Source organism: Variovorax sp. 38R (genome assembly GCF_014843395.1).
GTDB classification, from domain to species: domain Bacteria; phylum Pseudomonadota; class Gammaproteobacteria; order Burkholderiales; family Burkholderiaceae_C; genus Variovorax; species Variovorax paradoxus_H.
The window spans coordinates 439,756-451,978 of the sequence record NZ_CP062121.1 but is presented as its reverse complement, the minus strand read 5'-3'; the positions used below and the strand labels follow the sequence as shown (position 1 = coordinate 451,978).

Here is a 12,223-nt window from a genome sequence, read left to right as displayed (position 1 = left end):
ACTGCTGGGTCCGCGTGGTTTCGTGCCCGCTCGCTTGATGCAAAGGTCGCCGTGAAATCGTCGTCTCTTCTGGCTGGGGTCGTTGTGGCTGTCGCCGTGTCGCTCTCGTGCCTTGCTGTTGCAGGGTCCGCGGGCGCGGCGGAGCTCGAATTGCAGGGTCGGCGACTGGTGGTATCGGGCACGCTCGACGGCAGCAAGGTCAAGGCCTTCACCGAGCACCTGAGCAGCGGCACGGTGCGCACCGTGGTGTTCGAAGATTCGTTCGGCGGCACCGCCGAAGCCGCAGGCGCCTATGCCGACGCGATCCGCGAGAGCGGCGTGCAGACCGAGGTGCGTGGCCACTGCATGGCGGCCTGCGCCTACGCCTTCCTGGCCGGCAAGACGCACCGCTTCGGACATGGCCTGCAGGTCAACGGCATCCTCGTACCAGTGGCCACCCGCCCCACGGCGGCCGAGCTGGCGGTGCGCTGGCGCGGCGAAGAGGCACGCAAGACGCTGGCCGACTTCACGCCCGCCCCTGCCAACGCCGACGCGGCGCGCCCGATCGAAACCAACGCCACCGCGCCCGCCCCCAAGGACAACTGGCAGCCCGACCACGGCGTGCTCTTCACGGCCAGCCCGACGCTGTTCGGCCGCATCTACAACACCTACTACTGCGACGGCACGCAGGGCCGCGACTTCTCGAAGTGCGAGCGGCTGTCGGACGCCGACCCCTACAAGCTCGGCGTGCTGACCGAGTAACGCCCTGGGTCAGCGCAGCGCGCCGACCGCCACCGGAAAGGTGAAAAACGCTGCCACCGTCGTCCACAGGATGATGCGGGCGATGCGCCCGTTGTCGGCGCCGAAGCGCTCGGCCAGCATCGACACGTTGCTCGCGCTCGGCAGTGCCGCGACCAGCACGATCACCGCGAGCGCCGACGGCGCCAGCGGCAGCCCGAGCGCGATGGCGCCGCGCCCCAGCGCCCAGACCGCCAGCGGATGCAGCACCAGCTTCACGAGCACCACGGGCAGCACGTCAGCCAGCGGGGCCTTGGGCGCAGGCCCGGCGCCGGTGCCCATCGCCGCCGCCACCATGGCGCTGGCGCCGTGCTCGCGCGCCAGCAGCGCCGAGCGTGCCAGCACCGCGCCGATGGTGAAGAGCGCCACCGGCGAGGCCGCATCGGCCAGCATGGCGATCGTGCGTTCGACCGGCCCGGGCAGCTGCCAGCGCATGGCCGACAGCAGCACGCCCAGCAGGATCGACCACGGCATCGGGTTCACGAGGATGCCGCGCAGCGCCTTGCGCGCAGCCAGCGTGGCGCCCTGGCGGCCCGCACTGCCGGCGCCGTCGAGCCGCGACAGCGCGATGCACAGCGACGAGGTCACGACCAGGTCGAACGCGATGGTGATGATGATCGGCCCGGCCGCCTGCGCGCCCAGCAGCGCCACCAGCAGCGGCACGCCCATGAAGCCGGTGTTCGGAAAGGCCGCCACCAGCGCGCCGAAGGCCGCGTCGTTCCAGCCGATGCGTGCATTGCGCGTGAACAGCACCACGCCCGCCACCACGGCCAGCGCGCAGATGCCCCAAATCAGTGCAACGCTGCCGTCCAGCAACTGCGCGATGGGCGTGCCGGCGCCGAAGCGCAGCAGCATGCAGGGCAGCGCGAAATACAGCACGAAGGTGTTGAGCCCCGGAATCGCTTCCAGCGGCAGGACGCGGGTGCGGGCGGCGGCATAGCCGGCTGCAATCAGCGCGAAGAAAGGAAAAGTAACAAGAAAAACAGGCAGCACGCCGGCATTGTCGTCCTCCTTCGCCGCGCGATGCCCGCTGACACAGGCGGTCGGAGCCGGGCCCGTATCATTGCCCGCTTTGCGACGGCCGCGCCCTGCGGCCCCTTCCCGCTTTTCGGCTCTTCGGCTTTCCCGGTTCCCCCCTCCCCCATGTCCCACGGTCTCAATCTCGCCCAGCAAGAAGCGGTCAACTACATGCACGGTCCCTGTCTGGTGCTCGCAGGCGCGGGCTCGGGCAAGACGCGCGTGATCACGCACAAGATCGGCCGGCTGATCCAGTCGGGCCTGAAACCCGAGCGCATCGCGGCCATCACCTTCACGAACAAGGCGGCGGCCGAAATGCGCGAGCGCGCCAAGGACCTGATCGGGCGCGACGCGCGCAAGGTGGTGGTGTGCACCTTCCACGCGCTGGGCGTGCGCATGATGCGAGAAGACGGCCACGTGCTGGGCCTGAAGAAGGCCTTCAGCATCCTGGACAGCGACGACGTCACCAAGATATTGAAAGACTGCGGCGGCACCGTCGATGTCGCCACCGCCCGCATCTGGCAGTGGACGATCAGCAAGTGGAAGAACATGGGCCTGAACGCCACGCAGGCCGCGGCCGCCGCGGTGGACGACAACGAGCGCATCACGGCCGAGATCATGGGCCAGTACGAAGAGCGGCTGCAGGCCTACCAGAGCGTGGACTTCGACGACCTCATCGGCATGCCGCTGAAGCTGCTGTACGAGTTCCCCGAGGTGCGCGCCAAGTGGCAGGCGGCGCTGGGCCACATCCTCGTCGACGAATACCAGGACACCAACGCCACGCAGTACGACGTGCTCAAGGCACTGGCCGGCGAGCGCGGTCAGTTCACGGCCGTGGGCGACGACGACCAGTCGATCTACGGCTGGCGCGGCGCCACACTGGACAACCTGAAGAAGCTGCCGGTCGACTACCCGACGCTCAAGGTCATCAAGCTGGAGCAGAACTACCGCTCCACCAGCGCCATTCTTCGCGCGGCCAACAACGTGATCGGCCCCAACCCCAAGCTGTTTCCGAAGACGCTGTTCTCCGAACTGGGCGAAGGCGAGCCGGTGCGCATCGTCGATGCCGACACCGAGCTGCACGAGGCCGAGCGCACGGTGGCGCGCATCATCAGCCTGCGCGCGGGCGACACCATTTCGCAGGGCAAGCAGTACAAGGAGTTCCGCGACTTCGCCATCTTGTACCGCGCCAACCACCAGGCCCGCATCTTCGAACAGGCGCTGCGCAAGGCGCAGATTCCGTACAAGGTGTCGGGCGGCCAGAGCTTCTTCGACCGCGCCGAGATCAAGGACCTGTGCGGCTGGTTCCGCCTGTGGGTCAACAACGACGACGACCCGGCGTTCCTGCGCGCCATCACCACGCCCAAACGCGGCATCGGCCACACCACGCTGGCCAGCCTGGGCAGCTTCGCGAGCCAGTACAAGCTGAGCCTGTTCGCGGCGCTGTTCAGCCCGTCGCTGCCGAGCGTGATTCCCAAGCGCACGCTCGACGGCGTGCACGAGTTCGGCCGCTACATCAACGACCTGGAGTACCGCGCGCGCCGCACCATGGGCGCCGAAGCCTCGCGGGCCTTCATGCTCGAATGGCTCAAGGAGATCGACTACGAGCGCCATCTCTACGAAGGCGAAGACAGCGAGGCTGCAGCCGCCACGCGCTGGACCAACGTGCTGGAGTTCGTCGACTGGATGTCGCAGCGCGCCGGCGGTTCGCTCGACGACGCCTCGGGCGCCGACGACACGAACCCGAACGAGCACAAGAGCCTGCTCGAAGTGGCGCAGACCATCTCGCTGCTGTCGACCATCAGCGAGCGCGAACAAGACCAGAACGTGGTCACGCTCTCGACGCTGCATGCATCGAAGGGCCTCGAGTGGCCACACGTGATGCTCATCGGCGTGACCGAGGGCCTGTTGCCCTTCAAGCTCGACGACGACAACGGCCGCCAGAAGGTGGTGAGCGACGAGACCACGCAGCGCTTGCAGGAAGAGCGCCGCCTCATGTACGTGGGCATCACCCGTGCGCAGCGCAGCCTGGCCGTGAGCTGGACCAAGAAGCGCAAGCAGGGCCGCGACATGGTGCCCTGCATGCCGAGCCGTTTCATCGCCGAGATGGGCTTGGACAAGGCCACGACCAAGGAAGACCCGCGCGAGAAACTGAAGGCGCTGCGCGCCGAGTTCGCACGCAAGGCGCTCGACAGCGCTGCCAAGGCCGCCGCCACGCCATGAAGAAAATGGCGACGACGGCGACAATCGCGGCCGCGCTGCTCGCCGCCATACTCGCGGCCGGTTGTGCCGCGCCCCGCGACCCCAACTGCCCCGCCGATGCACGCGAGCTGCCGCTGCAGGCGCTGTACGGCCAGTGGGAAGCCCGCTTCGACGATCTGCCCGGCGCGGCCGTCGTGCAACTGGGCAAGCATCCCGAATACGCCGGCGTGCGCGGCACCATCACGCGCCGCGCCGACGGTGCCTCAACGAAGACGACCGTCGCGCAGCTCGCGGGCGACGTCGACGACGAGGGCGCGCTGTCCATCGACGAATCGCTGGACGGCCGCGCCATCAGCGGCGTCTGGTCGGGCACGCTGCAACCCGACGCCTGCGGCCGCGAGTTCCGCGGCACGTGGCGCGACGCCGCGACCGAGCGCACGCACCCGTTCGTGCTGCGCAAGACCGTCGCACAGGAAGGAAAGCCATGAAGACGACACGACGACACCCTGCTTCACTCTTTACTCTGCGCACCGTTGCGGCCGTCGCCGCATGCCTCGGTGCCGCATCTGCCGCGCAAGCACAGGCCGTCGACAAGCCCGCCAGTCCGCTGGCCGATGCGCAACTCACGTGGCAGCAGTGCGCCGCGCTCGGCGCGAACAACGAAGCGCGCCTGGCTTGCTACGACCGCTGGTCGCAGCAGCAGACGCTGCCCTCGGTGTCGGTGCCCGTCGCGCCGCCGGTGCTCGCGAGCACGCAGCCGCCGGTGGACGGCACGATTCCGGCCACCCGCGTGGTGACGGTCGCCACCACCGAAGGCTGCCGCGATCGCCAGTACTCCACGCTGTCGCGCTTCTGGGAACTCGAGAACGCCACCGACTGCGGCACCTTCGGCTTCCGCGGCTACCGCCCGCTCACGGTGTCGGCCTCGGCCGCCACCGACAAGCCCCAGCCGCCGACCTCGCCGTCGGCCGGCCACACGGCCGAGCCCGTGGCCTACCAGGCGAACGAAATGCGCATCGGCCTGTCGGTGCGTACCAAGCTCGCGCAGGGCATGCTCACGCAGAACGACCCGGTCAAGAAAGACTCGCTGTGGTTCGCCTACTCGCAGCTGTCGACGTGGCAGCTGTTCAACGGCGACATCTCGCGGCCGTTTCGCACCACCGACCACGAGCCCGAGCTGATGTATGTCTACCCGACCGACTTCAAGCTGCCCGGCGGCTGGCGCTGGCGCTATGCGGGCGTGGGCATCGTGCACCAGTCGAACGGCCAGAGCCTGCCGCTGTCGCGCAGCTGGAACCGCGTCTACCTGATGGGCGGCGCCGAGCTCGACGACCGCTTCACCATCACGGGCCGCGTCTGGCAGCGCATGTCGGAAAGCGCCGCGAAGGACGACAACCCCGACATCTCCGACTACATCGGCCGCGCCGAAGTCACGGGCCGCTGGAACCTCAACCGCGACAACCAGTTGGGCATCACGGTGCGCAACAACCTGCGCGACAGTGGCCGCGGCTCGGTGCGCCTCGAATGGCTGAAGGCCATCGGCGATCCGACCAAGAGCAACCTGCGTTTTCACACGCAGCTGTTCCACGGCTACGGCGACACGCTGGTGGACTACAACCGCAAGCGCACTGTGCTGAGCATCGGTCTCAGCCTGGTGGACTTCTGATCTTCCTCACATCCAGAGCCCCACAGATGAGTGCAGACCTTTCCCCCGTCGATGCCACGCAGCGCGAGATCATCGCGGCCCTGCAGGTGGCGCCCGCCTTCGATGCCGCCACCGAACTCGTGCGGCGCACCGATTTTCTCGCCGACTACCTGCGCAGCACCGGCCTGAAAGCGCTGGTGCTGGGCATCAGCGGCGGCGTCGATTCGCTGACCGCCGGCTGCCTCGCGCAGCGTGCGGTCGAGAAGCTGCGCGCCGAAGGCCGCGACGCCACCTTCATCGCGATGCGCCTGCCCTACGGCGTGCAGCGCGACGAGGCCGAGGCGCAGGCCGGGCTGGCGGTGATCCGCCCCGACCGACTGCTGACGGTGGACATCCGCCCCGCCGCCGATGCGATGCTGGCCGCGCTGCGCGCCGGCGACCTGGTCTTTCGCGACGCAGCGCACGAAGACTTCGTGCTCGGCAACATCAAGGCACGCCAGCGCATGATTGCGCAGTTCGCGGTGGCCGGCGCGCACGACGGCCTCGTGATCGGCACCGACCACGCGGCCGAGGCGCTCATGGGTTTCTTCACCAAGTTCGGCGACGGCGCGGCCGACGTGACGCCGCTCACCGGCCTCAACAAGCGCCGCGTGCGCGCGGTGGCACAGCTGCTCGGCGCGCCCGATGCGCTGGTCTACAAAGTGCCGACCGCCGACCTCGAGTCGCTGGTGCCGGGCAAGCCCGACGAAGACGCCTTCGGCGTGAGCTACGAGCAGATCGACGACTTCCTCGAAGGCAAGCCGGTGTCGGCCGCAGCGCGTGCGGTGATCCTGGCAACGCATCGCAAAAGCGCCCACAAGCGGGCGCTGCCGGTCGAGCCGCCGGCACCCGGCGCGGCGCGCTGAAACAGCGCAAAACCGCCCCTGCCTATGCATGTGTGAATAGGCAATGGAATTAAGTCTCGAAAAGCGAGCTGCGGACGACCTATGTGACCATTTGGTATCGATTGGTGTGCATACGTCTGTAAAAAATCTGAATGGCCAGCGCAACGCCCAGCCCTTTGGAATCCCATGCTCGATGTAGTGAAACCCGAAATCCTCCTGGTCGATGACGACCCCGAGGTCTGCGAAACGCTGGTCGACCTGCTCGAGTCATCGGGCTTTCGTGCGCAGGCCGTGCCGGACGGCCTGGCCATGGCGGCGCGCCTGGACCAGCGCGCCTTCTCGCTCGTGATCATCGACCTGCGGCTGAAGAAGGAAGACGGCATCGAACTCGCGCGCCAGCTGCGCACGCATTCGCGCATTCCGATCATCATCCTCACCGGCCAAGGCACGGCGGCCGATCGCGTGCTGGGCCTCGAAACCGCTGTCGACGACTTCGTCGCCAAGCCCTTCGACAACCGCGAACTCATCGCGCGCATCCGCGCCCTGCTGCGCCGCTCGGCCGGCACCGGCATGCCGCGCTCGCTGCGCGCCGACCGCCTGAGCCACGAACGTTATTTGTTCGGCGACTGGACCCTCAACATCACCGCCCGCGAGCTGTTGCACAGCGACGGCTCGCCCTGCGACCTGACCCATGGCGAGTTCGCCTTGCTCGAGGTCTTCGTGCTGCATGCGAACCGCGTCATCGACCGCGAGCAGCTGCTGCTCAAGACACGCAGCGCCCAGTCGGATGCCGTGAGTCGCACGATCGACGTGCTGGTGTCGCGGCTGCGCCGCAAGATCGAAGACGACCCGGACACCGACCCATCACGTTCAGCAGCATCGGTGAGTTGCTGTCCACCCTGAGTCGTGGCACCCGCTTCGACCTGCTGCTGGCGGCTCCAGATGCGATGGGCAGCGAAAGCCTTCTCACCGTGTGCTGGGTGTTGGGCATGCCGGCCCTTCCCATCACCGCGCAGGGCGAACCAGACGTGGTCGCACTGCCTTCCTACTTCGAAGAAATTCCCCTGCCGAGCGGAGGCATCAGCTTCGACCTGCGCCGGATCTCGAACGAAGCGCTGGTGCAGCACATGCACACGCTCTATATGGAACAAGACACCGGCACGGTCGCTCGCCAGAGTGCACCGGACCGCTGGACCTGGGGCGAATACCGCTTCGTCGACGGCAACAACACCGTGCTGCACCGCGACCGCGAAATCTCGCTGCAGCCGCGGCAGTTCTCCTTCGCGCTCGAGCTGTTCCGCAACCTCGGCAATGTGCTGACGCGCTCGTGGCTCATGAGCTCGGTGTGGAAGCTGCCGCCCGAGCGTCCCGTCACGCGCTCGCTCGACGCCTGCGCCACGAACGTCCGCCTCAAGCTGCCGCTGCAACGCGAAAACGGTTTCGTGCTGCGCGCGGTCTACGGGCAGGGCTATCAACTGGTGCCGATCAGCTCGCCTGCGCCGTACCGGATGTGACATCGGGGTGCGATGGCACCCTCACTCACCTGGAAAAAGCGACCTCTTCGGATGGTCGCTTTTCTTTTTTGTGGCGCCGCATTTCGCTCCCACACCCCACAGTCCGCCGTGGGCCCGATGCCCCTCGAAGACGGTCGCAAGACGCGCGAGGCTCAGGGCCGTGGCGGTTGGCCCGAGCCCTGTCGCATGCGCCACTCCCCGACGAAGTAGTCGGCGCGAAACTTCAACCGCTCGATGAGCGCTTCGCGGTTCGGCTGCTGTGCAATGACCAGCACGCACCGCGGGTCGTTTCCCTCGCGAAGCTCCGCCTTTCCCGAGTAAGCCCCTTCCGGGGATTGCTGGAGTTCGAGCCAGCAGCTCCACCCTTCGGGCAAATCGAGATCGATGTGTGTGGCGTCCATGGCGATCGAGGATAAGTCGCCATGAAACATCCGCCCCCAAATAACCGTGCATTGACCCTTCTGCACGTGGGTCGAGCGCGATGTCGGCCTAGGACGACATCGCCGTGCGTCGTCTGTCCTCAAGGCTTGCCCGCCACGCGATCTAGGCTGATGCCCGTGCGATGAAGGCGCGCTTTGCTTTGCCTGCATCCCCGCCCACCATCAGAAGGGATTCAGTCCGTTGACGACCGCCACCGCCCCCGTTCCCTCCGGCACGCCCGGCCACTCCACACCGACTCGCTCGCCGCACCGCTGGCAGTTTCTTCGCGCGGGCGGCGTGGACCAGGTGGTGTTCCGCAACGGCGAGGACATCGCACGCATCGCCGAACTCGACCAGAAGCTCTGGGTCGCGCTCGCCTGCCCCACGCGCGGCATCGACTTCGATGCGCGCACGCTCGACCTCATCGACACCGACAGCGACGGCCGCGTGCGCCCGCCCGAGGTCATCGCGGCCTGCCAATGGGCCTGCGAACGGCTGCGCAGCGCCGACGTGCTGCTCGCAGGCGGCGGCACACTGTCGCTGGACGATCTCGACCCCACGCGCGCACCGGGCGCCGACCTTGCGAAGGAAGGCCGGCGCATCCTCGACCTGCTCGGAAAACAAGACACGCACACGCTGACGCTCGCCGACATCGCCGACCGCGGCGAGTGGCTCGCGTCGATGCGCTTCAACGGCGACGGCGTGGTCACGCCCGACACCGCGGACGACGACGATGCGCTGCGTGCGGTCATCGAGAAAGCGATCCGCACCCACGGCAGCACACCTGATCGCCACGAGAGCAAGCCCGGCCTCGATCGCGCACGCGCCGAAGCCTTCATGGCCGACGCGCTGGCAATGCGCAACTGGTATGCGCAGGGCGACGAAGAGGCGCTGCTGCCGCTGGGCGCGCACACGCTGGCTGCGGCCGAGGCCCTGCGCGCGGTCGCACCCAAGGTCGACGACTTCTTCGCGCGCTGCCGCGTGGCCGCCTACGACGTGCAGGCCGTGGCAGCGCTCAACCCTTCCCCCGAAGCCTACGACGCGCTCGCCGGGCACACGCTCGACGCGAACGCGCAGCCGATCGCCGAACTGCCGCTGGCGCCCGTGACCCCGCGTCGCGCATTGCCGCTGCACGGCGCGAGCCTCAACCCCGCCTGGGCCGATGCGATGGCCGCGCTCGCGCGCGACACCGTGGGCCCGTTGCTCGGCGAACGCGACACGCTGGAGGAGGCGCAGTGGCAATCGCTGCGCCTCCAGCTCGCACCGTGCGAGGCATGGATCACCGCGCGGCCCGACAACGCACTCGCCGGCCTGCCGCGCGAGCGCATCGACGCGCTGCTTGCCACACGCGAGGCGCTGCTCGCACTCATCGCCGAAGACGAAGCGGCCGAGCACCACAACCGCTTGCTGACCGACCTCGAGAAACTGCTTCGGCTGCAGCGCGACCTGCGCGTGCTGCTGCACAACTTCGTGTCGTTCAAGGCGTTCTACCGGCGCGAAGGCGCGATCTTCCAGGCCGGCACGCTCTATCTCGACGGGCGCAGCTGCGAGCTCACGGTGCAGGTGCAGGACACCGCGCGCCACGCCACGCTGGCCGGCCTGGCGAAGACCTGCCTCGCGTACTGCGACTGCACGCGCCAGGGAGAGAAGATGAGCATCGTCGCCGCCTTCACCGCAGGCGATGTCGACTTCCTCTTTGTCGGGCGCAACGGCGTGTTCTACGACCGCCAGGGCCGCGACTGGGACGCCACCATCACCAAGCTCATCGAGAACCCCACCAGCGTGGCGCAGGCTTTCTTCGCGCCGTACAAGAAGTTCGTGCGGCTGATCGAGGAACAGGTGGCGAAGCGCGCAGCGGCCAGCGAGGCCGGCTCGCAGAGCGCGTTGCAGAAGCTCGCCGGACAGGTCGCCGCCGCAGACCAGCCGACCGACGCCGGTGCCGCTTCGGCAAAGACGCTGGCCAAACCGGGGCCGATCCTGCCCACCAGCAGCCGCATCGACGTGGGCACTGTCGCGGCCATCGGCGTGGCACTGGGCAGCATCAGCGCCGTGCTGGTCGGCATCTTCGGCAAGTTCGTCGACCTCGGGCAGTGGATTCCGGTGGCGCTCGTCGGCATCGTGATCGCGATCTCGGGGCCGAGCATGCTGATCGCGTGGCTCAAGCTGCGCCAGCGCAGCCTGGGCCCGATCCTCGATGCGAGCGGATGGGCCATCAACGGCCGCATGAAGGTCAACGTGCGCCTGGGCGGCATGCTGTCGCAGACGGCGCGCGTTCCGCCGGGCGCCAAGCGCATCGCGCCCGATCCGTACCGCCAACGGCACGGCCTCGCGGGTGCACTGGCGGTCACCTGTGTGGTCGGCGCGGTGCTGCTGCTGGCGTGGCGCATGGACTGGCTCGACCATCGCTTGCCACCGCGGCTGCAGCATGATCCGGCGACAGCAACGGCGCCAGGCGCCTGAAGGACATCCACATGCCGACGGCCATCGACTGGGATCTGGAGCGCTTCGTCGCGGCGCAGGACCCCGTGTACGCGCAGGTCTGCGCGGAACTTGCGGCGGGACGCAAGCGCACGCACTGGATGTGGTTCGTCTTTCCGCAACTGAAGGCGCTGGGCCGCAGCGCGACCGCGCAATTCTTCGGCCTCGACGGTGCCGACGAGGCGACGGCCTACTGGCAGCACCCTGTGCTGAGCGAGCGGCTGCGTCACTGCGCGGAGTTGCTGCGCCAACTGCCCGGCACCGATGCGCACGCGATCTTCGGCTCGCCGGACACCATGAAGCTGCGCTCCTGCATGACGCTGTTCGAGATCGTGGCGCCTGACGCGCCGGTGTTCGGCGACGTGCTGGTGCGGTACTTCAACGGCATGCGGGACGACGCGACGGTCGCGCTCGTCTCACCTGCGTGATCGGTCAGAACCGGCCCTGACCGTCGCCCGTGCGGTCATGCGCCCAGCGAATGGCTTGCTGCTCGGCATGGCGCAGCGCCTCGGCTTCGCTGCCGTACGCGACGTTGTCCGTGTCGGGTGGCAAGCGGTGCTCGGGGCCTTCGACGTCGCCGCCCCCATGGGCGCGGCAGAAGACCACGGGCCGGAAGGTCTGTACGTCCACTTGCTGCGCGGCGCACGAGAACCACCAGCCGAGGTAGCTGAACGTGAGAAGGCGCTCGCCGACGCCGTCCGCGGCTTCGATCGCGGACGGCGCACTGGGCATGGCGGGCGCAGGGCTGTCACCGGTCATGGTGAAAGGCCGGTGCTCATCCCTTGGCGCTGCGGAACTGGTCACGCAGCCCCTTGATCTGGTCGTGGTTGGCCTGGGCGCCGTCGGCCTGGCGCTGCACCAGCATGCGCACCTCGGCCGGCAGGTCGGCCTTGAGGGCCTTGCGGTAGCGCGCGACCGCTGCGTCCTCGCCGCGCTCGCACTCTTCAAGCATCGACAGCGGGCTGTTCGCGCCGACCGTGCCCTTCACATGCACCCAGCCGCGGTGCATCGCACCGCTGACCGTGCCGCCGTCGTCGTCGGGTTTACCGCCGAGCTGGCGGATGAGCGCGACGAGTTCGGACGCCGCGCTGGCGCATTGCGAGGCGCGACTCTCGAACACCGGCTTCAGTTGCGCCGAGTCGACTTCCTTCGCGCAGGCGCGAAAGCCGTACTCGCCGTCGCGCGCGTTCTCCAGAAGGTCGTTCAGAACGTCGATCACCTGATCGTTCGACACCACGTCCGCCGTGGTTGCCTGGGTATCGTTGGCCATGGGTGGTTGCTCCTTT

The 12,223-nt window shown here is 68.2% G+C and carries 13 protein-coding genes; 9 read left to right on the top strand and 4 right to left on the bottom strand.

The window, feature by feature from the left end; translation table 11 throughout:
• Positions 1-150: 150 nt before the first annotated feature.
• Positions 151-741, top strand: coding sequence for a hypothetical protein (locus IG196_RS01970; RefSeq protein WP_225616898.1), 591 nt, complete (start codon positions 151-153; stop codon positions 739-741).
• Between the two features lie 9 nt (positions 742-750).
• On the opposite strand, the gene IG196_RS01965 is transcribed toward IG196_RS01970, so the two are convergent.
• Positions 751-1,770, bottom strand: coding sequence for an AEC family transporter (locus IG196_RS01965; protein ID WP_192194759.1), 1,020 nt, complete (start codon positions 1,768-1,770; stop codon positions 751-753).
• A 150-nt stretch (positions 1,771-1,920) separates the two neighbouring features.
• On the opposite strand from IG196_RS01965, the gene IG196_RS01960 reads away from it, so the two are divergent.
• The 6 genes from IG196_RS01960 to IG196_RS01935 all read left to right on the top strand — a co-directional run bounded on the left by IG196_RS01960 (position 1,921) and on the right by IG196_RS01935 (position 8,039).
• Complete coding sequence (locus tag IG196_RS01960) at positions 1,921-4,017, top strand: ATP-dependent helicase (RefSeq protein WP_192194758.1); 2,097 nt, start codon at positions 1,921-1,923, stop codon at positions 4,015-4,017.
• Positions 4,014-4,484: a hypothetical protein gene (locus tag IG196_RS01955; protein WP_192194756.1), complete on the top strand. Its 471-nt coding sequence runs from the start codon at positions 4,014-4,016 to the stop codon at positions 4,482-4,484. The genes IG196_RS01960 and IG196_RS01955 overlap by 4 nt, the downstream gene beginning before the upstream one ends.
• Entirely contained in the window at positions 4,481-5,662 is a 1,182-nt protein-coding gene (locus IG196_RS01950) for a phospholipase A (protein ID WP_192194755.1), read from the top strand. The genes IG196_RS01955 and IG196_RS01950 overlap by 4 nt, the downstream gene beginning before the upstream one ends.
• Positions 5,663-5,688: 26 nt before the next feature.
• Positions 5,689-6,546: an ammonia-dependent NAD(+) synthetase gene (nadE, locus tag IG196_RS01945; protein WP_192194753.1), complete on the top strand. Its 858-nt coding sequence runs from the start codon at positions 5,689-5,691 to the stop codon at positions 6,544-6,546.
• A 165-nt stretch (positions 6,547-6,711) separates the two neighbouring features.
• Positions 6,712-7,428, top strand: coding sequence for a response regulator transcription factor (locus IG196_RS01940; protein ID WP_192194751.1), 717 nt, complete (start codon positions 6,712-6,714; stop codon positions 7,426-7,428).
• The gene (locus tag IG196_RS01935; RefSeq protein ID WP_192194750.1) at positions 7,413-8,039 is read left to right on the top strand and encodes a helix-turn-helix domain-containing protein; all 627 of its coding nucleotides are present in this window, start codon (positions 7,413-7,415) and stop codon (positions 8,037-8,039) included. The genes IG196_RS01940 and IG196_RS01935 overlap by 16 nt, the downstream gene beginning before the upstream one ends.
• A 152-nt stretch (positions 8,040-8,191) precedes the next feature.
• Here the strand turns inward: IG196_RS01935 and IG196_RS01930 are convergent, their stop codons facing one another.
• On the bottom strand, positions 8,192-8,440 hold the full coding sequence (locus tag IG196_RS01930; protein WP_143713518.1) for a hypothetical protein: 249 nt from the start codon (positions 8,438-8,440) through the stop codon (positions 8,192-8,194).
• Between the two features lie 220 nt (positions 8,441-8,660).
• Between IG196_RS01930 and IG196_RS01925 the strand changes: the two genes are divergently transcribed.
• Positions 8,661-10,919: a hypothetical protein gene (locus IG196_RS01925; RefSeq protein ID WP_192194749.1), complete on the top strand. Its 2,259-nt coding sequence runs from the start codon at positions 8,661-8,663 to the stop codon at positions 10,917-10,919.
• A gap of 11 nt (positions 10,920-10,930) precedes the next feature.
• Positions 10,931-11,365, top strand: coding sequence for a DUF1810 domain-containing protein (locus IG196_RS01920; protein ID WP_192194748.1), 435 nt, complete (start codon positions 10,931-10,933; stop codon positions 11,363-11,365).
• Between the two features lie 4 nt (positions 11,366-11,369).
• On the opposite strand, the gene IG196_RS01915 is transcribed toward IG196_RS01920, so the two are convergent.
• Positions 11,370-11,696, bottom strand: a complete 327-nt coding sequence (locus IG196_RS01915; RefSeq protein WP_225616897.1) for a hypothetical protein — start codon at positions 11,694-11,696, stop codon at positions 11,370-11,372.
• A 16-nt stretch (positions 11,697-11,712) separates the two neighbouring features.
• Positions 11,713-12,207, bottom strand: coding sequence for a ferritin-like domain-containing protein (locus IG196_RS01910; protein ID WP_192194747.1), 495 nt, complete (start codon positions 12,205-12,207; stop codon positions 11,713-11,715).
• Positions 12,208-12,223: the final 16 nt, after the last annotated feature.